Origin of the sequence: Peribacillus sp. Bi134 (assembly GCF_918698065.1) — a bacterium.
In the GTDB taxonomy this organism is placed as follows: Bacteria; Bacillota; Bacilli; order Bacillales; family DSM-1321; genus Peribacillus.
Genome location: NZ_CAKKLN010000005.1, coordinates 163483 through 184571 on the forward strand (window position 1 = coordinate 163483; position 21089 = coordinate 184571).

The following is a 21089-nucleotide window of genomic DNA, read 5'->3' on the forward strand; positions in this document are numbered from 1 at the left end:
AATAAATCCTCCTTTAAAAATTAATTCAGGAAGATGACAATAATCGTTTGGATTTGTGCAATCTTCCCAATCTAGCAATTATGACTGGATTTTTTGGTCAATCAAACCGTATGATTGAAGGGTTTCACGCAGTTCTTTTTCCAACGGTTCCGAAGGCGGTCCCATCGGCGGCCGTAATGCAGGATTGATTTTCCCCATCATCCCCATCGCAGCTTTTAATGGTCCTGGATTGGTTTCTTTAAACAAAACATCATTCAATGGCATTAATTTGTAATGGAGGTCAAGTGCCTTTTCCACATCACCCTCCACCCAATGGTTATAAATTTCAGCCACTTCTTTAGGAGTGATATTAGCTGTAGCACTAATATGTCCTGCTCCTCCAATAGCCAGCATCGGATAACATAATAATTCGATGCCAGAATATAAGAGAAAATCCCTTCCGCAATTCAATAAGACACGGTTCACATGTTCAAAATCTTTATTAGATTCCTTTACGCCAATTATATTTTCACAATCTTCAGCAAGGCGTGCCAATGTCTTAACTTCCAAATTCGTTGCAGTTCTTCCGGGAATGTTATAAACGATAAGCGGGATATCAACGGAATCGGCCACCGTCTTAAAGTGATTGTAAAGTGCCTGCTGATTCGGCTTATTGTAATAAGGAACGATGACTAAAGCAGCATCAGCCCCCATTTCCTGTGCCCTTTTAGTCAAATGCAATGTTTCTTTCTGATTGGCAGATCCAGTACCTGGTGCAACCGGAACACGTGCTTTTGCTGCTTTGATTGCCGTTTCCATCACTAATTCCCGTTCCTCAATCGTTAGAGAACTCGGCTCGCCGGTAGTCCCGCATACCGAGATTCCATGGGAACCGCTTTCAATATGCCAGTTTACTAGATTTTCAATGGCCTTTACATCCACTTCCATCTTGTCATCAAATGGAGTGATAATTGGAGCTATGGATCCTCTTAAACGACTTTTGATTTCCTCGTACATTTTTTCTACCGCCCTTTCGTTATTTGAATATTCGGAATAATTAAACGAAAAAATCGGCCTTGCTTTTATGAATAATCGATCGACTATTATAAAACAAGGCCTGGGTCATCAAAGTGCCTGATCGTGATTAGTTTCCGACCTCTGCTTGAATGTATTGATGGCATTCAGTTTATGCTTTCTCACCAGAGATTCAATTTCTTCAAAAGATGCTTTTTCCTTTAAAAGCTTTATGATGCTTTCATGTTCGCGAATCGATTGGACTGCGCGTTGCGGTACCATGGTGAACATGGACTTTCTGACTCTATTCATTCTTTGTTGAGCCTGTTTAATTTCCTCCTTCAAAAAGGAATTTCCGCACTTTTCATAAATTTCCTCATGGAAACATTCGTTTAACTTACCAAACAGCTCTAATTCAAAGTTATGGAGGGCTTTTTCCATTTCCTTGTTTAAATTAATCAGATTTTCAAAATCATCATCTTTCATCGTTAAAGAACTAAGGGCAGCTGCATATCCTTCAAGCAAAGATAGAACTGAAAGAGTTTCAATGTATTCGCTCTCATTAATACTTGTAACCACTGCTCCACTATAAGGCTTATATTGAATAAGGCCGTCGGATTCCAGTTGTCTGATCGCTTCCCTGACAGGAATCGGACTTAGACTAAGTTCTTTTGCCGTTTGATCGATAATGATCCGCTGTCCAGAACCATATGTTCCATCCAAAATTAATTTACGAAGGTGCTCATAAGCTATTTGCTTTTTGCTGGGTATTTTGTTTTTCTCTTCCATATTTTCATCATATATGAAATCATATATGATTGCAATCGATTTTTATTAAAAATCATATATGATTTTTTTCTTTATGTACTGTTTCTCTGCAGGACTTAATGGGACAAAAACTCCATTGATAAAAAGGGAGATCAGTAATCGACCTTTCCTGTGCCATAGATATAATTCAACTAAAATAACCTGCAGACACTGATGTAGCCAGGTAGTCTGCAGGTTATTAAAAAATTATGCCATTTTTGATTTAACGAATGAATGTATTCTTTCAACTGCTGCTTCCAGCAGCTCCAGTGAAGTTGCATAAGAGAGTCTGATGTTATCAGGTGCACCGAACCCTGAACCTGGAATAACAGCCACTTGAGCTTCTTCCAGCAACGCAGTCGTAAAATCTTCGACATTGCTGTACCCTGTTAATTCAACTGCACGTTTAACATTCGGGAATAAATAAAATGCCCCTTGTGGTTTAATGCAGCTTACGCCTGGAATTTCAACCAATTTATCATATATCTTATTCAAACGGCCTTCAAATGCCTGACGCATTTCCTCAACAGGCTCCTGCGTACCTTCATAAGCCGCAATCGCACCATATTGAGCAGTTGTGGTAGGATTTGATGTGCTATGGCTGGCAAGGTTCGCCATTGCTTTAATGATGGACTCATCACCGGCTGCATAACCTATTCTCCAGCCAGTCATCGAATGCGATTTAGAAACACCATTGATGATGATCGTTTGCTTTTTCAATTCAGGTGAAATCTCTGCAATGGATGTATGTTTAGCATTTCCATATACCAATTTTTCGTAAATTTCGTCGGAAACGATCAAGATATCATGAGCCAGGCAAACTTCCCCGATAGCCGCCAATTCTTCCCTGGAGTAAAGCATGCCCGTTGGATTGCTTGGCGAGTTGATGATAACCGCTTTCGTTTTTTCGGTAATTGCTTGTTCTAATTGTTCTTTAGTGATTTTATATTGATTTTCTTCCGTACCGACTACATAAACCGGCTTTCCGTCAGCAAGCTTGATTTGCTCAGGATAGCTCACCCAATATGGTATCGGAACAATGACTTCATCTTCTTCGTCCAGGATAGCTTGAAACAATGTGTAAAGCGAGTGCTTTGCACCTGAGCCAACTACAATTTCAGACGGTTTGTAATCCAAGCCTTGATCACGCTTCAATTTAGCCGCAATTGCTTCTTTTAGCTTCGGCAGACCAGCGGATGGCGTGTATTTAGTTTGACCTTCATTCATGGATAGAAGTGCTGCATCTATGATATGTTGGGGTGTATTATAGTCTGGTTCACCAGCACCCAAACCAATTATATCCAGACCTTGGGCCTTAAGCTCCTTTGCTTTTGCCGTAATGGCCAATGTTGTTGATGGCGTTAATGACTGAACCCGGTTCGCTAATTTCATATTAAATTAATCCTCCATTCTAAATGCTTCGATAATACTTTAGCCATTCCCCAGTTTTAAAATCATAATAGTCATAGTTAAAACGCTCGGATTCATCAAGATACGTTACTTCCCAAAGCGGAACGTTTTTTTCCATGCCTAGCTTAACCGAAATGATTTTTTGGGGATTAAGCTTTTCTTTGACAATGTTTAAAATCTCTTTTTTTGATTTACCATCTTTATAGTTTTCCACTACTATTTCTTTCTTCTTGTTCTCAGGAAGCCAGACTATTTTTTTAGTCCCTTTTTCTCCCTTACCAATGATGACGGAGTATGAATCCTGCCCATTATAAAGGTAGAATTCTTCCATGGTCACAAGGCCGCCCTCTTCCTTCGCCTTTTTAAAAGCCTCATTACCAGCCTCTTTTTTAGGCTGCAACGCTTTAATATATGCCCCGCTGACAAATCCGATAAAACAAAGGACCAGGATGGAAGCAATAATCAACCATTTTTTCAAAGCTGCTTTTCCCTCTTTCTATGTACGATAAATTGTAAATATCGCTTTTTCTTGATCTTCGGAATCCAATGCCAGACCGAACATTAAATCATCTTTTTTCAATGTTCGGTTCAAGGAATCCACAATTTTATACAGATCAGGAGAATGTTGCAACCTGACTGTTGAAATTACTTCGATTTTACTTTCCATGAGACGCCCCTCCATTTTAATAAATTGTCAACAACCACTGGTATGAATAGGATTTGAAGGCTTTACCACCTATCACATTATACCAGTTCAAAGGTTATTTTTCTTTATAAATTCATAAAAATCCATTTTAGATTAATGAAATATCTAAAGATTCTTTAAATCCACTTCTCTATCATTTCAGCCATTTCTGTTATTGAGGCTTGGTGCCAGTTCACTTCGGGAATGGCCTTTTGAAATTCAGGTCCGTATTTGGCAGTGATTATGCGGCGATCAAGTATAACCAAAACCCCTTTATCTTCTGGCGTCCGTATAAGCCTGCCGAATCCTTGCCGGAACCTTAACAGGGCCTCAGGTAAAGAAAAAGCAGAGAAAGGATTACGCCCTTGCTTCTCGAGAAGTTGACATTTTGCTGCTGTCACTGGTTCATCCGGTGGCGAAAATGGCAGCCTGACAATGATTAAACAAGATAAATCCTCGCCTGGGATATCGACGCCTTCCCATAGGCTGGTTGTTCCAAACAGGACTGCTTTCTCGAAGTTTTGGAAATTCCTGAGCAGCCTCATCCGGCTTCCGCCAGAAATCCCTTGTGCAAACAGGGTGAACTCATCCAGAACCCCACTGTCTTTGATGGAATTATAGGTCGCCCGCAGCATTTCATGCGAGGTGAATAATACCATCATCCTCCCTTTCGCTGCTTGAGCGGCAGCAATAATATGGTTTGCCGCGGTTTCGGAGAATTCCTCCACCGATAAGCAATTGATATCTGGTAGATCATTTGGAACCAGTACCTTTACGAGTTCCTTATAAGGAAAGGGAGAAGGAAAACTTGCTGTCTGCATTGGTTCATTCTCTAAACCGAGTTGTTCTTTAAAATACTTAAAAGAATCTTTCACAACGAGGGTTGCCGATGTCATGACCACACTTTTTTGGCGTCCGAAATAGGAATCCCATAACCGTTTGCTTCCTGCAATCGGCTGAACCGTCAAAGTCACCCCATGCTGGGGTGCTGCATTCGTATAATCAAGCCAATAAATATTTTCTTCATGCGGCTTGATGAAGAATTCATGCAAGGAGTCCCTGGTATCCTGTAAATGTCCAAGCAGCACCTCGATATCATTCAAATGAAATAATGAATTTTTTCCTAATGGGGACTCATTATTCAATAAAAGGGCCAATCTTTTCTCTAACTCCGTGATGATGTATCCTAATAAATCCACCAATCGCTCAGCGACCAGAATCGCCTTACCCCATCTTCCATCATCTATCTTGAATGAAAGCCGTTTCGGACTCTTGGAACGTGAAAGTTTTTCCGCCTGATTGGAAATGTAATAAAAAAGCTGTTCGAATTCATATGAAAAATCACTAAGCTTTTGATCTAATTCATGCGTGGACTTCCCCTCGGCCAGTCCATTATTTATGAGCATCCTGCCCAATTTATATAATAATTGCTTTTGATCTGATGTCCCTAGTCTGTTTAAAACCGTCTTCACCGAAATGTAATTTAGCCTGCTCCCAAGCTGTTTAGATGCTGCCTGTTCCAAATGGTGTGCTTCATCGAGTATCAAATACCCTTTTTTTGGAATCAAGGCATCTTCTGTAAGCAGATCCGTCATTAAAAATGAATGGTTAGTAATGATGATATCCGCCTTGGCGGCTGTTCTTTTTGCCCGTTCAAAAAAATCCAATTCAAGCCAGGGCTGTTTTAATCCGGCGTATGTAAGACCATCACTTTGCAGCCGATTCCAAAATAGCTGACCGCCGCTTGTAAGATTCAATTCATCTTTATCGCCTGTTAAGGTTTCGGTAAGCCAAACCAATATCTGCATTTTCGTTAATGCCGTTTCATAATTATCTTCCTTCTCACGCAATGCCCTTTCAAACTTTGCCAAGCTCAAATAATTACTTCTCCCCTTTAGCAAAACAGCTTGAAAGGTAAAGGGAAGTATTTTTTTAAGCTTGGGAACCTCATTTTGAAGAAGTTGATCCTGTAGCTGAAGCGTGTATGTTGAAACGACGACAGGTTTATGATGTTTTTTTGCAAAATAGACGGCCGGAAGCAGATAGCCTATGGATTTCCCAATACCTGTCCCAGCTTCAATGATTGCATCCTGGCTGGATTCGAAGGAATGGTGAATCATGTTCATCATATCAAGTTGTCCGCTTCTTGCTTCAAAGGCAGGGTATGCACTTTGAAGCATGGCTATTTTTTTCTCATCATCAAGCGGAAATTCCGCCCCCGTGTCTTTTTGATCACCTTCGTCTTCGGCCTTTTTAAATGCAAGGCCCCTATAAGTAATAAGATCAGGTGAATGGACTTCTGCTTTAGCAAGTTTGCTTGCAATGCAAGCATCTATCAATTCGGAAATCTCACTTTGTAAGGAATATGATAATCGATATAACTGTTTAAGTGTCATCACTGGAAGATTCATCAGCTTTTTTTTCAATTCCAATAATAATAAAGCGGTCGCATATGCATCACTATCCGCTTGATGGGGCCTGGAATGATCTAGATTTTCTTCTTTAGCCAGCTGGTGCAGCTTATATCCATCGGATGTTGGTTTTAATATTTTCGCTAACTCCACTGTATCAAGGGTGGAACCATAAAACGGCTCAAACCCGCATCGTACTAGTTCTTCCTGTAGAAAAGATAAATCAAATAATACATTATGGGCAACAAAACAAGCCCCTTCTATAAGCCGGGCAATATTTCCTGCAACATCTTCAAAGTCAGGTGCATTTTTTACCGTCTCGTTGCTTATTCCGGTCAACTCTTCAATAAACAAGGAAATTTCCTGTCCAGGGTGGATATATGTGGAGTATTCATCCACAATTTGGTCATTTTCGATGACCACGCCAGCAAATTGAATAATCCTATCCCCTTTTTTCGGAGAATTCCCTGTTGTTTCCAAATCGACCACTACATATCGTTGCATCATGAATTGTACACCTCAAACTTCACTTTCTCCACTTCCTGATGGAATTCTCTTATCTTTTTTATACCATAATAATCGTAATAAAGGAAACAAGCGGTTCATCAACGGACGAAAAGGGCCGGCACCTGTATGCATGATCCATGCATATTGTGCCGGCCCTCCGCTTACATGACAGTAGCTGCAGGTTCGTTTGAAATCAGATCAATGATTTTGTTATTTTCATCCATGATCGCAACTTTTGGTTTATGATCCCCCAGTTTATCCTCTGAAACCATCACATAAGAAATGATTATCACGATATCATCCGGCTGCACCAGTCTTGCTGCCGCTCCGTTCAAACACACGACACCGCTGCCCCGTTCTCCCGCAATCACATACGTTTCAAGTCGTGCACCATTATTATTATTCACGATGGCGACTTTTTCATTAGGCAGAATACCCACCGCATCAATTATATCTTCATCAATCGTAATGCTGCCTACATAGTTCAAATTAGCCTCAGTAACCCTTGCACGGTGGATTTTTCCATTCATCATCGTTCGAAACATCTCAATACCCCCTGATTTTCATGAATTATTCTACATTTAAAGTGATATTATCAATTAGTCTTGCATGCTTGAACTTTACAGCCATTGCAATGATGATGTTTCCAGCCAGCGATTCAAGCGGTTTAAGTTCAGGGTATTGATAGACTTCAATATAGTCGATCACTCCACTTGTGTGGGCACCAATATGTTCACTTAATAGAGCCGTGACGGTTGCTGCATTTCTTTCACCTGATTCAACCGCCTCTTTGGCCTTCAATAAACTTTGGTACAGCTCTTTAGCCTCCAAGCGCTCCTGAACTGATAGGTTCACATTTCGCGAGCTCTTCGCTAACCCATCTTCTTCACGTACAGTATCTACAGCAATAAGCTGAATAGGGAAATTGAAGTCTTTGATCAGTCCATCTATCACGGCGACTTGCTGGGCATCCTTCTTACCAAAGTAAGCTCTATCAGGAAGGATGATATTGAAGAATTTCGTTAAGACTGTCGCAACACCATCAAAGTGTCCGGGCCTTTGTCTGCCGCATAAAACATCCGTCCTGCTTTGGACAACAACTTTTACAGATGGTTCTTCACCGTACATTTCGTGGACAGTTGGATAGAAGAGATAATCAACTCCGCCATTGGCTGCGACTTTTTCATCCCGTTCCAAATCCCGCGGATATGTTTCAAAATCCTCATTGGGTCCAAATTGCGTCGGATTGACAAAAATACTTAATACCACAATGTCATTTTCTTTACGCGCCTTTTCCAGAAGGGTTGCATGCCCCTCATGTAAAAACCCCATTGTCGCTACATAGCCAATGCTTTTGTTATTGTTTTTTTCCTCTCTAAGTGCCAATTGCAAAGCAGCTGCTGATGTAAATGTTTTCATCTTTTCCCTCCGTAAAGTTCGGAAAGCTGCTCTTCCTTCATCGTGAATGTATGTTTCTCCGACGGAAAAACTTTAGATTTCACTTCATTCACGAAGCTTGTAATCGATTGGCCAATCAGTTCATTTGCATCTCCATAAACTTTTACGAATTTCGCCAGCCGGTCTACCCCGTACTTGATGACATCATGGTAAACGAGGACTTGACCATCCGTTTCAGCTCCTGCCCCAATTCCAATGGTTGGAATGTCAAGGTTCCGTGTGACGAGTTCCCCCACTTGATATGGAACACATTCTAAGACTACTGCCATCGCCCCCGCAGCTTCACACTTTCTCGCATCTTCCAAGAGCTGTGCTGCACTTTCGGCATCTTTTCCTTGTACTTTATATCCGCCCAGAACGCCGACTGATTGAGGAGTCAAGCCAAGATGGGCTACAACCGGGATGCCCGCCTTGGTCAATGCTGATATTTTTTCAACAACATCATCCGCTCCCTCAAGCTTTACGGCATCCGCATGACCTTCCTGCATGATCCGGGCTGCATTCTTGAGTGTTTCATCCATAGATAGGTGATAGCTCATAAATGGCATATCCGTTACGACAAATGTATTTGGTGCCCCGCGTTTTACTGCCTTTGTATGATGGATCATGTCATTCACCGTAACTGGAATCGTTGAATCATATCCCAATACGACCATTCCTAAAGAATCTCCGACTAAAATCATGTCTACACCTGATTGTTCGGCTAACTTTGCTGACGGGTAATCATAAGCCGTCAGCATGACAATCTTCTCTTGATTTTGTTTCATTTTCAAAAAATCTCCGGACAATTTCATTACGTTTCCTCCTTTTGATGGAGGAGATGAAAACATCAGCGAAAACTGGTGTCTATACATTCATCCGCAAAAAAAGGACTGACTAAAAAAGTATCTGTTTCGCTACGAAAAATGGCTGAAAAAGCCACAATTCGATCAATAAACAGACTCATCTTTTAGTCAACCCCTTTGTTTCATCAGAAGTTTCATCCCTCCGTCCCCGTCCAGTTCTCTGGATCAAGGCAGATTTTCAAATAATTTGGTATTTATGGGGGTGCAGTTCACATGATACTGCCCACTTGCATTATATCAAGCCAAATTGAAAATTTCTATTTAATTTTCACGAATTTGACAAAAATCTACTGAATTTCAATATCTGCAGAATATATCGAATGTACGGTTCCTTTGCCGTCTTCAAGAAGTAAAACGCCTGAATCCGTTATGCCCAACGCTTTTCCGACAATCGTGTCATTAACGGTACTCGCTTTGATTACCTGTCCAAGACTGATCGCATAACTCTCCCATAAATCCTTTATTGGCATGAAGCCCTGATCTAAATAGAGTTCGTACAAATTTTCCAGACGAAACAATGCTCGTTGAATGACCTTGGACCTTGAAACCGTCACTCCACTTTCTATGAGAAGGGAAGACGCTTTTTCCTGCAGATCTTCAGGAAAATCCTCCAATTGCTGATTGATATTCATTCCAATTCCGATAATGACAGAATGGATCCTATCTGATTCCGCCTGCATCTCCGTAAGGATGCCCACCACTTTCTTGCGATTCACCAAAATATCATTCGGCCACTTTATTTGCGGCTTCAAATCAGTGGTATCCTCTATAGCCTGAGCAACAGCGACCGCGGCCAATAATGTAAGCTGTGGAGCCTCATGAATCGGGATTTTCGGCCTCAAGATGAGACTCATCCATATGCCGCTGAATTTTGGGGAATGCCAAGATCTCATTAGCCTTCCTTTTCCGGATATCTGCTCCTCGGCAACGACGAGGGTCCCCTCCTGAACGCCTTCATTTGCGAGTTGATGCGCAATTTTTTGCGTGGATTCTACAGTTTCCTGATAGTGGATCAGCTTGCCGATCGTTTTTGTTTCCAAGCCAAGCTGTATTTCGCTCTCGGACACTTTTTCCGGCGCTGATATGATCCGGTAGCCTTTTTTCCTTACGGCCTCAACATTATACCCTTCACTGCGCAGGTCTTCTATATGCTTCCAGACAGCTGTGCGCGAACAGCCAATGTATTCAGCAATTTCCTGACCGGATATAAACGCACCATCCGCTTTTGAGAGGGCTTCCATCAGCATTGTTCTTAACTCAGATTGCATTTCACCAGCCACCTCTTTATTTCTTCTTTATCATTTCTTAATTCTTCATTCAAGACAGCTTTCAATACTTTTCCCAAGTATTCCTTGACCCATGGACCTGGCTTTTCTTGTTGCCAATTCAATAAATCCGTTCCCGTAACGGCAAGATCCGACATTTGTTTAATAATAAGTCCATTATAGCTTTGATGTGCATTCTCCTCCGCATCCGATACATTCCCGCCAGTCATCGCCGCCCTGACTTTTGCAGCTTGTACAGTTACGTCATGCCCTGCCTGAAATACATCGATGGCTGATGGATCTTCTTTCTTCACTAGCTGTATCGTACGTTGAACGTTTCTTATGCTTTTCAATGGCAGCTTCCATTCCCTCAAAGCCTCTTCCATTTCCTGATCTTTTGTGTGAACCATGATTATAGACCATATTTCTGCCGCTTTCAGTTGATGAAGCGGCAGGTTCAGTAATTCCATTAAATGTTCCTTTTTACTGGAGAATAGAGGTAGGTATTTATATAAACCGCTTTCCAGCAAGAGTGAAAAAGCCCTTAACTTATTCGAGCCTGCCAATAGTTTCTCAAATTCAACCAGGATTCTTTCGACAGCAATTTCACTGATGATCTGGGCGTTTTCTTTAAGGGAATCAAAGGTTTCTTGATCCAGTTCAAAATCAAGTTGACTGATGAATCTTAATGCACGCATCATTCTCAATGCATCCTCATGAAACCTTTCATGCGGGTTACCAACCGTGATGATCCTTTTTTCAGCCAAATCTCGCTTACCATTAAATGGATCGATGATTTTACCGGTCTTATCCATTGCCATTGCATTCATCGTAAAATCTCTTCTTTGCAAATCCTCAGTCAAAGAACGGACAAATTGTACAGCATCGGGTCTGCGAAAGTCCGAATACCCGCTTTCCGTTCTAAACGTCGTAATTTCGTATGTACCCGTATCCGTTATGACGAGCACTGTTCCGTGGTCAATCCCGATATCAGCCGTATTAGGAAAAATCCTTTTGATTTCCTGGGGTGTTGCGGAAGTCGCTATGTCCACATCGTTAATGGGTCTGCCAAGGATATAATCCCTTACAGAGCCGCCAACGAAATAAGCCTCGTATCCTGCTTCTTCAATCAATTCCAGAATGGGTACTGATTTTAAGAATAACCGATCCATCAGCATCCCCTCCCTATTCGATGGATTTACCTTCAAGTGCTTGAATATAGATGGCTTCATACTCAGCCATAATCGTATCACTGTGAAATTCAGTATTGGCCCTTTCCAGCGCAGCTTCAGAAAAGCGTTTATGTAAAACCGGGTCGCTTAAAAGTCCAATCGCTTTTTCAGCAACCATTTTGACATCTCCCAATTCACAAATATAACCAGTCTCCCCGTCAACGATGACTTCAGGAATTCCCCCGATATTTGTCCCTATACAAGGAACTCCACATGCCATCGCCTCGAGTAGCACAAGTCCGAAACTCTCTTTTTCCGATAACAGGAATATCAAATCACTGATTGAATATAATTCGGCAAGGTTATCCTGCTTACCAAGAAACAAGACCGAATCATCGATTCCAAGATCATTAGCCAATTTCAAAACGGTTGTCACTTCCGGTCCGTCCCCTACGAGCAGAAGCTTTGCAGGCATTTTCTTTTGAGTTAGATAAAAAGCTTGGATGACGTCTTTCACTCGTTTGACCGAACGGAAATTCGAAACATGTATGATCACTTTTTCATCTTCACTGATTCCGTATTCATCCTTAAGGTAATCGGAATTGGATATATGGTAATCTCTTTCATCAATAAAATTATAAACGGTTTTGATTTCCTTATCCGGTGCGATTAATTCGTGCGTCTGCTGAACTAGGGAATTAGATACTCCTGTAACGACATCCGATTGCTCTATCCCGAATTTTATCAAATTGGTCAATGAGGGATCATGGCCTAATACGGTTATGTCCGTACCATGCAGTGTGGTTACGATCTTTACTTCATTACCTGACATCTGCTTTGCAAGGATTGCACAAACAGCATGGGGAATTGCATAATGAACGTGGAGAATATCTAATTTCTCCCGTTTTACGACATCCGCTATCTTGCTCGCAAGCGCCAGGTCATATGGTGGATATTGAAAGACAGAATACGAGTTCACTTCAACTTGGTGATAAAAAATATTACAGTACATCTTATTCAAGCGAAAAGGGAGGCTTGAAGAAATGAAATGTATCTCATGTCCTTTTTCTGCAAGCATCTTGCCTAATTCAGTTGCTACGACACCAGAACCCCCAACTGTAGGGTAACAGGTAATTCCAATTTTTAATTTCATAAGATTATTTTTCTCCTAACAAGTCGGCATCGATCAGTAACGGTTTTTTAGTCATGAATCCCTCCGCATAGGCGACACCCACTTCTTTACCGAACATCCGCTCCCGTGCCTCGACAGTCTCGATATAGCCATTAACCAGCGGTGTTTCTACAGATACTTGACTTTCTTCGAATTGGCTGCGATATGCCCTAAGGCTATCCAGTTTTTTCGATATTGTGGAACTGATGTCCACGACGAAGTCCGGTTTGTGAAACCCATTGATCATATAATAGTACATATTTTGGACACGATGAGAATCCACGTCTGCTTCTTCCATATATTTCCTTACTCCTGCCGAAAAAACTGCTTCCTCCACTAATTTGGCACAGTTACCATGATCGGGATGGCGATCTTCCAAAAATGGTGCAAATACAAGTGCAGGCTTATATTGGCGAATGACCGTAATGATTTGATTTATGTATTCCGCTTTCATGTATAGGCCCCGGTCGGGTAAATCAAGGGAAATCCTCTTCACCCCAAGGATTTCAGCAGCCTTATGTGCTTCCTCCTGACGCAATGGAACGGTTCCATTGGAAGACATTTCAGCTTTTGTCAAATCACAAATGACAATTTCCCTGCCTTGTTGCGCATATTTGGCGATCGTGCCACCCATACCGATTTCAACATCATCCGCATGTGCGCCAAAAGCCAGAATATCTATGTTACTTTTGTTTATCATTTATCTCACCTTGTTTTTTCCGTAGTTTTAGCCAGTCCATATACCCATGCTTCAAACCTTGTATCAGCACTTCTGCCGTGCCCATATTTGTCGCCAAGGGAATTTCATAAACATCTGATAGGCGTATAAGCGCCGATACATCAGGTTCATGTGGCTGTGATGTCAATGGATCGCGGAAAAATAGGACCATGTCCATTTCTCCACGAGCAATCATCGCACCTATTTCCTGATCCCCTCCAAGAGGTCCTGAATGAAAACGATGGACAGGCAGCGATACTTCTTCCATGATTCTTTTCCCGGTCGTTCCTGTAGCATATAATTCATGCTGCTCAAATACATCTTTATAGGCTGTTACAAATTGAATGATATCTTCTTTTTTCATATCATGGGCAATTAAGGCAATTTTCATCGTAAACCCTCCTGATCCCTATTCAATAATATTTTCCAGGCCGTATACCAGAACATCCAATTTCATGACAGTATCGACAGCAAGTTTGACTCCTGACATGAAGGAAGCTCGATTAAAGGAATCATGCCGAACCGTCAATAACTCTCCATCACTTCCGAAAAGCACCTGTTGATGGGCAACCAATCCAGGTAGCCGGACACTGTGGATATGCATGCCATCTACATTTGCGCCTCTTGCCCCCTGGATGGTTTCTTTTTCATTAGGGTGCCCCTGTTGTTTCGTTTCACGTACTGCTGCAATCATGTCTGCCGTTTTTGAAGCAGTTCCAGAAGGTGCATCCAGTTTTTGATCATGGTGCATTTCTATGATTTCCACATCCGGGAAGTATTTTGCGGCCATTTGGGAAAACTTCATCATCAAAATGGCTCCAATTGCAAAGTTTGGCGCGATGATGCAACCAATGCCCTTTTCTTTTGTTAATGAATCCAGCTTCGTTAAATCTTCCTTAGTAAAACCAGTCGTTCCCACTACAGGGCGGATGCCATGATTAAGTGCCGTTTCGGTATGAAGCATCCCCACTTCCGGTGTGGTCAAATCAATCAATACATCCGCCTTTACGGAAGAAAAGCATTCATTTATATCAGAAAAAACAGGTGCTTCAATACCGTGAAAACCTTCTATTGCGGAGAGGCTTTCCCCGTTATGCTTGCGATCTATGACAGCTGCCAATTCAAACCCTTCTGTCCTATGTACAAGCTTCACCGCTTCATTACCCATTCTGCCACGTGGACCAGCTACAATCACTTTAACTTTACTCATCTTTACCTTCCTCCTCCATTTTTCCTTCTTTTCTTGTCCATCTATCTTTATCACGGGTTGTGAACTTTTTCATGACCAAATCATGCGAATTTTGAAGGTCGATCCCTAAAGAATTGGCAAAACAAATCAACACAAAAAGCATGTCCCCCAATTCCGCTTCAATCGTATTCTCTTCTTCTGTTGCCTTCTTTGGTTTTTCACCATGGTAATGATTGACTTCCCTAGCCAACTCCCCAAGTTCTTCAGACATACGGGCCAGCATGGCCAGAGGGCTGAAATATCCTTCTTTAAATTGTCCTATGTATTGGTCGACTTCCGCTTGCATTTGTTGAATCGTCTTATGGTTTTCCATATAGTCACCCATTCTTGAATTTCGTTTTCAAACATCATACCTTCTCCATGTTAGCTAAAAGTGAAACAGATGACAACAGATACGTTCACGAATCAAAATTGCCCATAGTTGGTTAATTAGTTATAATAAGTAAATTAATGAAATGTAAACCTTTGGAGGTATAGGACATGCTTTTGGGCTTAAAATTGAAAAATATCATCTTCATCCTTTTTGGGGCTGGAATCTTCGCCTTTGGCCTTGTGCATTTTAACATGCAGAACAACTTGGCCGAAGGCGGATTCACCGGTCTCACATTGATTATATATCAACTTATCGGGATAAATCCTTCTTATTCTAATTTGATTTTGAATATTCCCTTATTTTTAATAGGGTGGAAATATTTAGGGCGCACTTCTTTCTTTTATACGATTATCGGAACGGTTGGCCTCTCCGTTTGGCTATGGGTTTTCGAGAGATACGAAATCGAAATCGACCTCGGAAACGATTTGATGCTGGTCGCATTGTTCGCCGGGGTCTCTGTTGGTGTCGGGCTGGGCATCATCTTTCGTTACGGCGGGACAACAGGCGGAGTGGATATCATTGCCCGTTTTGCCCACCGTTACTTAGGAATGGGCATGGGACGTACGATGTTCATCTTTGATGCAGTCGTCATTAGCCTGTCCATCCTTACCTACCTGGATTACCGTGAAGCGATGTATACCCTCGTTGCCGTATTTATAGGTGCCAGAGTAATCGACTTTATGCAAGAAGGAGCCTATGCTGCTAGAGGTGCAATGATCATTAGTGATAAAAACATGGAAATTGCAGAAAAAATCATGAATGATATGGAGCGGGGCGTAACTGTATTAAGGGGATATGGATCCTTTACACGCAATGACCGGGAAGTACTCTATTGTGTTGTCGGGAAAAATGAGTTAGTCCGCTTAAAAAATGCCATAACATCGGTGGACCCTCATGCATTTGTATCAGTAAGTGAAGTTCATGATGTATTGGGTGAGGGCTTTACCCTTGATGAGAACAAGAACCCCATTGAAAGGTAATCCATTGATTAATGTTGCCCTGTCTAACTGCATTTTATTAACAATGTGCAGCAAAAACTCTTTAAAATGAAAGGCTTTGTTAAGTAGTATTGTTGTTGTTTTTCAGGAATAAGAATGGGAACGTCCGATTTGGACGTTCCCATTCTTATTCCATTAAAGCCCCCTATAATGGAATAACCGTAAAGCTAATGAAGCTTTTTTAAAAGCTGCGTTTCCCTGGCCAAGCTCCTTGCATTTTACTAAGGAATACAATTTGCCCAATATGATATGCGTCGTGCATTGCTAAACTCTTCAGTTCAAGCACTAATGAATTATCTTCTCCTGGGATCTGTCTATACAAATCTTCATGTTCTGATTTTGCTAGTATTTTTCCAAGTTCACGATGAACATGAAAGTATTCTTGTTTTGTTTCCTTCCAATTTTCTAACGTCATAGGTGGTAATCGAAATGTAGATTCATTATTTTCTGCCTGTGGTTCATTCGCTGTTTCACCAAGAAATCGCATCAGAAATCTCTTTTCATAGAAAAGTAAATGACAAACTAATTCCCAAATGGAATTCATTTCCACATCAACTGGTTTCCAAATTGCCTGTTCAAAAGTAATATCCTCTAGCACTTTTTCAAGTGGTGGAAACCAGTCTTCTTCATCTAAGCAGCTTGCCCATTGTTGTAGCAAAAGTGTCTTTACATCCATTTTCTATTCCCTCCAATTTAACCCCTTTAATAGATAATCCCTTTGGTCAAAATTCATTTGCGGCGTGTTGTAGATAGCTCACGGTGTCATGCCAATTCCTTGTTCAATTAAACTGGCCCTTTAACGGAACAATGAACGTTCCGTTATTTGGAAAATTCTGATAATATTAGTTTATCATAAGTTGTGTTAAGTGAGAAAGAACAACTGTCTAAAACCATTTTGGTTTTCGTAAAGTTATCTTTTATATGTTTGATGGTGTCTAAGAATTGGAACCAGCTCAAAAAATGGTCTAGATATTAAGTCGCTACATCATCATTACTTAACGACCATTCGATCAAATCAAATAACAACATTATTCTTTAACAAAGCCAAATGAAAAGGACCCTATCCCAAGATGGAGTCCTTTTTTCAAATTAATCTTCTTCCCTCATTCCTGTATACATAAGCAGAAGACGAACTAATTCCAGTACAGCTACAAGAGCGGCAGCAACATAAGTCATCGCAGCAGCACTTAATACTTTTTTCGTTTCCCGTTCTTCATCATTCCGGATGACCCCAGCGGAAACGAGTTGATCCATAGCCCTAGAAGAAGCATTGAATTCAACCGGCAGTGTTATCACTTGGAACAATACAGCAGCTGACATAAATACGATACCCGCCAAAAGCAAATTAGGAAGTGAAGCTAGCATCCCGATTAAAATCAAAATCCAAGATATGTTAGAGCCAAAATTAGCTACCGGTACTAATGCATGGCGGAAACGCAAGAATGCATATGCTTCTTTATCTTGAATCGCATGTCCCACTTCATGGGCTGCAACAGCTACGCCGGCAACTGAATGGCCGTGATAGTTATCAGTTGATAAACGCACCGTTTTGTCCCTTGGGTCATAATGGTCCGAAAGCATTCCAGGTGTCTCTTCGACCCTGACATTGAACAATCCATTTTGATCCAAAATGGCACGAGCCGTCTCAGCACCATTCATTCCGGAAGAGGCCGATACCTTTGAATATTTTTTATACGTGCTTTTCACTTTCATTTGTGCATAAATCGGGATTAAAATAATAATCGCCAAATAAATGAAATACATGGAATCCTCCTATAAATCTTATTACCCTTAATTCTATGGATTGAAGGCAACCCTGTCAAATATAGTGTTCTCTACCCGTGTCTTTTTAATCATTATGCTCTTTCCTTGGTTTTTCCCTATCACCTTTATATTTTCTCCAGCCTACATAAGAAAGCGTCATGATAATAATTGAGCCTGTCGAAATGATGACCCACCAAAGGGAAGGATCTGCATCATCCTCACCCATATCATCAAAAATGGAGGTTAGTTCGTTTTGCAACGCATCCAGTTCCTCTTGATTATCTCCATCACTGATTACCTCCGGTCGGTATTGGTTGATGTATTGAATCCTCGTGTCCAGTTGCTGCATCGTTTCTTTTGAAAGGTCGACTTTCAAGCTTGGATATATCATTTCATATTGTGATAGGAATAAGTTCAATTGGCTATTGAATGTAATTGTGTCTTGTTTGATGGCGGCATTCTTTGTCTGCTGGAAAGAATTCATCATTTGATCCTCCATCTCTGTCCAAAGTGGCTGATGAGTGGACTTGACCGCATCAACAACAAGCCGGAACTTTGTAACAGAATTAACCTTTTCGGAATCTCCCTTGTTCATATCCTTTATTGTCATCAACGCCTCATTATGAGCTACAGTGATAATTCGAAGTTCGTCCATGTCAAGGATCTGCTCTTTCGCTGTATCTTTTAAAAACCGGTCAGAAAAAAACGTCAGCATCTTTTCCGAATCTCCATATCGCTTCAACTTGGTCATTTCCAAGGCTCTATCGGAAATGTCATCTAATTGCTCCAAACTTGAAGAGGATTCTGCATAGACAGGGAAATGTAAGACGACAAATAAAACAGCAATGGTTAATATGAATTTTTTCAACATGCTACTCGTCCCTCCTCATATCTCTACTAAAACGATATGAAAGAAAAAACATGAGTAGACCTCGTTCAACATAAAAAAGTTAACCATACTTTTACAAAGCTGTATTTAGTGTTGATTTTTAAGAGATGAAGGACAGGGTGAACCGCTTTTTCCTATATCCAAAGAACCAGCCGACAAAAATGGAAAGTATGCTGAGCCAAAAAGTGAAATAACCTATCGAGTCCATATACACCAATAAATCACGGTATATTGGCATCATTTCAAAAACATAGTCGATTATGTCATTATGTATGGTCCAAATCCCTGCAACTATCAAATGCCAGGGTTTTATTCGATAAAACGGTGCATATAATACCCCTTGAATCGCCATCCCCAAATGAGAAGCCATTAACATATAACCTTCCCAAGGCAATGAACCTGTTGTCACGAGGGTCATCAAATTCATTGCAACTGCCCATATGCCATATTTGAATAGTGTCATTATCGCCAACGCTTCAATTAGTCCAAAATTCCTTCTTAACAGGAACCCCAATAAAACAAAAACAAAAAACAGGCTAGCTGTCGGACTGTCCGGTACAAATGCCAAAAAAATCGCAGGAGTGTTTTCCAATTGACTGCCATACCAATAATATCCATAGGCAGTTCCGAATATATTTATTATTAATAACAAAACGAGCATTTGCCGATTTGCAAGCCAACTGTAGATAACATTCATTCTTTTACCCTCACTAACATTCTCATGTATTCTCATTTTACAGGCCATCAACCAGAAAACCAAGCATTCATTTCAATTTCTTCTCATTTACACTTCAATTTACCAATAAAAAAGCCGACAACCGTAGTCGTCAGCTTCATTTGCAGCATATGAAAGAAAATGCTGTGGATGGATATATTATTTTGCCGATAAACCAGATACAAATTCAGCTAATGTTGCCAATTCTTCATCTGTACCTTTGAACATGCCAGCTGGCATAGCGCCCTGGCCTTTGACTGCGATTTTAGAGATTTCTTCTGGGCTCAAGCCAGTGTCAATTAAGCTTGGCGCTCCTGCTCCACCAGTTAATTCTGCTCCATGACAGCTAATACAGCCATTAGAATCCATCAATTTATACCCATCGCTCTCTTTATCAATATCTGCACCTTCCACGATTGCTCCTTGCTTCTTGGAGGCTTCCCAATCGTGATGGGCTGCGGACTCCCATGTTAAATAGAAAACGCCGGCCATTGCCAATAGCATGAAGCCTACAGCAAAAGGACGTTTCGCCGGGCTCCGCTCTGGACCACGATCTAGAAAAGGTGCCAAGAGCAATGCCCCGAAAGCCAAACCAGGTATTACCATGGACCCGATTGCGTTATAAGGACCTGAAGCATAGGTATACTTAAGTAATTGGTAAAGGAATAGGAAATACCAGTCCGGCAGCGGAATATACCCTGTATCTGTAGGATCTGCTATCCTTTCCAATGGTGAAGGATGTGCAATTGTCAGGCAAAGATAACCTACAAGAAATACGGCTCCTACCATCCATTCTTTTAAAAGGAAATTAGGCCAAAATGCTTCAGTTTTCCCAGGATATTCTGAATAATCTTTCGGAATATTCGGTTTACGGTCCGCGGAGATACGCGAGTCACCTACGAATTTCATACCTTTCCCACGATGCATTGAACAATTCCCCTCCTTTATGAAAAGGTTTTTTTGGTTTTTGGTTCACCATTCTTTTATAGCGGACCTGAAATACCTTGTTTTCGGATCATCAGGAAATGAGCCGCTAGTAAAGCAAATAATGCTGCTGGCAGGAAGAATACATGAATCGCAAAGAATCGTGTCAATGTCTGTGCACCAACGATTGTTGGATCTCCTGCTATCAAAGTCTTGAGTGCCGGTCCCATTAACGGTACCGATTCGACAATTGTCAAAGTAACTTTCGTTGCGAATAGCGCTTTCATATCCCATGGCAATAAATAACCAGTCAAGCCTAGCGCCAGCATAATGAAGAAAATCAATACGCCGACCATCCAGTTCAATTCACGCGGTTTTTTGTAAGCTCCCTGGAAGAAGACACGAAGAGTATGTAAAAACATCATAACGATAACTAGACTTGCTCCCCAGTGATGCATACCACGGACAATTTGACCGAAGGCAACTTCATTTTGTAAATAATAAACAGATTCCCAAGCGTTTTTAATGTCCGGGACATAGTACATCGTCAAGAACATGCCTGACAAGATTTGGATGACCGTAATAAAGAAAGTTAACCCACCAAAACAATATACGAATGCAGAAAAATGATGTGCGGGGTTAACATGTTCAGGAACCTCATGGTCAGCAATATCCCGCCATAACGGCGTAATATCTAAACGCTCGTCCACCCAGTCATATAACTTTGTTAGCAAT

23 protein-coding genes and 1 pseudogene are annotated in these 21089 nt (G+C 41.2%); 1 reads left to right on the forward strand and 23 read right to left on the reverse strand.

The window, feature by feature from the left end:
- Positions 1–78: 78 nt before the first annotated feature.
- The 16 genes from hpaI to LQ188_RS12085 form a co-directional block, all read right to left on the reverse strand.
- Entirely contained in the window at positions 79–996 is a 918-nt protein-coding gene (gene hpaI / locus LQ188_RS12010; protein ID WP_101222392.1) for a 2,4-dihydroxyhept-2-ene-1,7-dioic acid aldolase, read from the reverse strand.
- A gap of 108 nt (positions 997–1104) precedes the next feature.
- Positions 1105–1782: a GntR family transcriptional regulator gene (locus LQ188_RS12015; protein WP_230176940.1), complete on the reverse strand. Its 678-nt coding sequence runs from the start codon at positions 1780–1782 to the stop codon at positions 1105–1107.
- A gap of 225 nt (positions 1783–2007) precedes the next feature.
- The gene (locus LQ188_RS12020) at positions 2008–3192 is read right to left on the reverse strand and encodes a pyridoxal phosphate-dependent aminotransferase (RefSeq protein ID WP_230176941.1); all 1185 of its coding nucleotides are present in this window, start codon (positions 3190–3192) and stop codon (positions 2008–2010) included.
- A gap of 19 nt (positions 3193–3211) precedes the next feature.
- Positions 3212–3688, reverse strand: a complete 477-nt coding sequence (locus LQ188_RS12025) for a DUF5590 domain-containing protein (protein WP_230176942.1) — start codon at positions 3686–3688, stop codon at positions 3212–3214.
- An 18-nt stretch (positions 3689–3706) separates the two neighbouring features.
- A complete protein-coding gene (locus tag LQ188_RS12030; protein ID WP_064505144.1) occupies positions 3707–3877 on the reverse strand; it encodes a YpmA family protein in 171 nt (56 codons plus the stop codon).
- Between the two features lie 155 nt (positions 3878–4032).
- Positions 4033–6813: an ATP-dependent DNA helicase DinG gene (dinG, locus tag LQ188_RS12035; RefSeq protein ID WP_230176943.1), complete on the reverse strand. Its 2781-nt coding sequence runs from the start codon at positions 6811–6813 to the stop codon at positions 4033–4035.
- A 161-nt stretch (positions 6814–6974) separates the two neighbouring features.
- Positions 6975–7358, reverse strand: coding sequence for an aspartate 1-decarboxylase (gene panD / locus LQ188_RS12040; protein WP_101222396.1), 384 nt, complete (start codon positions 7356–7358; stop codon positions 6975–6977).
- 25 nt (positions 7359–7383) lie between these two features.
- On the reverse strand, positions 7384–8232 hold the full coding sequence (gene panC / locus LQ188_RS12045; RefSeq protein ID WP_230176944.1) for a pantoate--beta-alanine ligase: 849 nt from the start codon (positions 8230–8232) through the stop codon (positions 7384–7386).
- Positions 8229–9065 (reverse strand): 3-methyl-2-oxobutanoate hydroxymethyltransferase, encoded by an 837-nt coding sequence (gene panB, locus LQ188_RS12050; protein ID WP_230176945.1) that lies wholly within the window; start codon positions 9063–9065, stop codon positions 8229–8231. Before panB ends, panC begins: the two co-directional genes overlap by 4 nt.
- Positions 9066–9403: 338 nt before the next feature.
- Positions 9404–10384 (reverse strand): biotin--[acetyl-CoA-carboxylase] ligase, encoded by a 981-nt coding sequence (locus LQ188_RS12055; protein WP_230176946.1) that lies wholly within the window; start codon positions 10382–10384, stop codon positions 9404–9406.
- The gene (locus LQ188_RS12060) at positions 10369–11553 is read right to left on the reverse strand and encodes a CCA tRNA nucleotidyltransferase (RefSeq protein WP_230176947.1); all 1185 of its coding nucleotides are present in this window, start codon (positions 11551–11553) and stop codon (positions 10369–10371) included. The genes LQ188_RS12055 and LQ188_RS12060 overlap by 16 nt, the downstream gene beginning before the upstream one ends.
- Positions 11554–11566: 13 nt before the next feature.
- Positions 11567–12706 carry an N-acetyl-alpha-D-glucosaminyl L-malate synthase BshA gene (gene bshA / locus LQ188_RS12065; RefSeq protein WP_230176948.1) on the reverse strand — a complete coding sequence of 380 codons (1140 nt, stop codon included), beginning with the start codon at positions 12704–12706 and terminating at the stop codon, positions 11567–11569.
- A 4-nt stretch (positions 12707–12710) separates the two neighbouring features.
- A complete protein-coding gene (bshB1, locus tag LQ188_RS12070) occupies positions 12711–13424 on the reverse strand; it encodes a bacillithiol biosynthesis deacetylase BshB1 (RefSeq protein ID WP_101222402.1) in 714 nt (237 codons plus the stop codon).
- Positions 13408–13833, reverse strand: coding sequence for a methylglyoxal synthase (locus LQ188_RS12075; protein ID WP_101222403.1), 426 nt, complete (start codon positions 13831–13833; stop codon positions 13408–13410). Before LQ188_RS12075 ends, bshB1 begins: the two co-directional genes overlap by 17 nt.
- An 18-nt stretch (positions 13834–13851) precedes the next feature.
- Complete coding sequence (dapB, locus tag LQ188_RS12080) at positions 13852–14652, reverse strand: 4-hydroxy-tetrahydrodipicolinate reductase (RefSeq protein ID WP_101222404.1); 801 nt, start codon at positions 14650–14652, stop codon at positions 13852–13854.
- Entirely contained in the window at positions 14645–15004 is a 360-nt protein-coding gene (locus LQ188_RS12085) for a nucleotide pyrophosphohydrolase (protein ID WP_101223448.1), read from the reverse strand. The genes dapB and LQ188_RS12085 overlap by 8 nt, the downstream gene beginning before the upstream one ends.
- Before the next feature lie 167 nt (positions 15005–15171).
- Between LQ188_RS12085 and LQ188_RS12090 the strand changes: the two genes are divergently transcribed.
- On the forward strand, positions 15172–16044 hold the full coding sequence (locus LQ188_RS12090; protein ID WP_101222405.1) for a YitT family protein: 873 nt from the start codon (positions 15172–15174) through the stop codon (positions 16042–16044).
- A gap of 199 nt (positions 16045–16243) precedes the next feature.
- On the opposite strand, the gene LQ188_RS12095 is transcribed toward LQ188_RS12090, so the two are convergent.
- The 7 genes and pseudogenes from LQ188_RS12095 to qcrB all read right to left on the reverse strand — a co-directional run bounded on the left by LQ188_RS12095 (position 16244) and on the right by qcrB (position 21088).
- The gene (locus LQ188_RS12095) at positions 16244–16738 is read right to left on the reverse strand and encodes a DinB family protein (RefSeq protein WP_230176949.1); all 495 of its coding nucleotides are present in this window, start codon (positions 16736–16738) and stop codon (positions 16244–16246) included.
- Positions 16739–16881: 143 nt separating this feature from the next.
- Positions 16882–17052, reverse strand: a pseudogene (locus LQ188_RS12100) (IS1595 family transposase); the annotation flags it as partial.
- 99 nt (positions 17053–17151) lie between these two features.
- A complete protein-coding gene (locus LQ188_RS12105; RefSeq protein WP_101222407.1) occupies positions 17152–17826 on the reverse strand; it encodes a zinc metallopeptidase in 675 nt (224 codons plus the stop codon).
- A gap of 85 nt (positions 17827–17911) precedes the next feature.
- Positions 17912–18697 (reverse strand): sporulation protein YpjB, encoded by a 786-nt coding sequence (gene ypjB, locus LQ188_RS12110; protein WP_101222408.1) that lies wholly within the window; start codon positions 18695–18697, stop codon positions 17912–17914.
- A gap of 118 nt (positions 18698–18815) precedes the next feature.
- Complete coding sequence (locus tag LQ188_RS12115) at positions 18816–19412, reverse strand: DUF1405 domain-containing protein (protein ID WP_101222409.1); 597 nt, start codon at positions 19410–19412, stop codon at positions 18816–18818.
- A gap of 177 nt (positions 19413–19589) precedes the next feature.
- Complete coding sequence (locus LQ188_RS12120; RefSeq protein ID WP_101222410.1) at positions 19590–20357, reverse strand: menaquinol-cytochrome c reductase cytochrome b/c subunit; 768 nt, start codon at positions 20355–20357, stop codon at positions 19590–19592.
- Between the two features lie 56 nt (positions 20358–20413).
- The gene (gene qcrB / locus LQ188_RS12125) at positions 20414–21088 is read right to left on the reverse strand and encodes a menaquinol-cytochrome c reductase cytochrome b subunit (RefSeq protein WP_034307974.1); all 675 of its coding nucleotides are present in this window, start codon (positions 21086–21088) and stop codon (positions 20414–20416) included.
- Position 21089: the final 1 nt, after the last annotated feature.

Coding starts and splice junctions, on each gene's coding strand:
- dinG (WP_230176943.1), bottom strand. CDS start 6,813: ATGATGCAACGATATGTAGTGGTCGATTTGGAAACAACAGGGAATTCT.
- panD (WP_101222396.1), bottom strand. CDS start 7,358: ATGTTTCGAACGATGATGAATGGAAAAATCCACCGTGCAAGGGTTACT.
- LQ188_RS12075 (WP_101222403.1), bottom strand. CDS start 13,833: ATGAAAATTGCCTTAATTGCCCATGATATGAAAAAAGAAGATATCATT.
- LQ188_RS12115 (WP_101222409.1), bottom strand. CDS start 19,412: ATGAATGTTATCTACAGTTGGCTTGCAAATCGGCAAATGCTCGTTTTG.
- LQ188_RS12020 (WP_230176941.1), bottom strand. CDS start 3,192: ATGAAATTAGCGAACCGGGTTCAGTCATTAACGCCATCAACAACATTG.
- LQ188_RS12090 (WP_101222405.1), top strand. CDS start 15,172: ATGCTTTTGGGCTTAAAATTGAAAAATATCATCTTCATCCTTTTTGGG.
- ypjB (WP_101222408.1), bottom strand. CDS start 18,697: ATGTTGAAAAAATTCATATTAACCATTGCTGTTTTATTTGTCGTCTTA.
- LQ188_RS12055 (WP_230176946.1), bottom strand. CDS start 10,384: ATGCAATCTGAGTTAAGAACAATGCTGATGGAAGCCCTCTCAAAAGCG.
- dapB (WP_101222404.1), bottom strand. CDS start 14,652: ATGAGTAAAGTTAAAGTGATTGTAGCTGGTCCACGTGGCAGAATGGGT.
- LQ188_RS12105 (WP_101222407.1), bottom strand. CDS start 17,826: ATGTATTTCATTTATTTGGCGATTATTATTTTAATCCCGATTTATGCA.
- bshA (WP_230176948.1), bottom strand. CDS start 12,706: ATGAAATTAAAAATTGGAATTACCTGTTACCCTACAGTTGGGGGTTCT.
- panB (WP_230176945.1), bottom strand. CDS start 9,065: ATGAAATTGTCCGGAGATTTTTTGAAAATGAAACAAAATCAAGAGAAG.
- bshB1 (WP_101222402.1), bottom strand. CDS start 13,424: ATGATAAACAAAAGTAACATAGATATTCTGGCTTTTGGCGCACATGCG.
- LQ188_RS12095 (WP_230176949.1), bottom strand. CDS start 16,738: ATGGATGTAAAGACACTTTTGCTACAACAATGGGCAAGCTGCTTAGAT.
- panC (WP_230176944.1), bottom strand. CDS start 8,232: ATGAAAACATTTACATCAGCAGCTGCTTTGCAATTGGCACTTAGAGAG.
- LQ188_RS12085 (WP_101223448.1), bottom strand. CDS start 15,004: ATGGAAAACCATAAGACGATTCAACAAATGCAAGCGGAAGTCGACCAA.
- hpaI (WP_101222392.1), bottom strand. CDS start 996: ATGTACGAGGAAATCAAAAGTCGTTTAAGAGGATCCATAGCTCCAATT.
- LQ188_RS12015 (WP_230176940.1), bottom strand. CDS start 1,782: ATGGAAGAGAAAAACAAAATACCCAGCAAAAAGCAAATAGCTTATGAG.
- LQ188_RS12120 (WP_101222410.1), bottom strand. CDS start 20,357: ATGCATCGTGGGAAAGGTATGAAATTCGTAGGTGACTCGCGTATCTCC.
- LQ188_RS12060 (WP_230176947.1), bottom strand. CDS start 11,553: ATGGATCGGTTATTCTTAAAATCAGTACCCATTCTGGAATTGATTGAA.
- LQ188_RS12030 (WP_064505144.1), bottom strand. CDS start 3,877: ATGGAAAGTAAAATCGAAGTAATTTCAACAGTCAGGTTGCAACATTCT.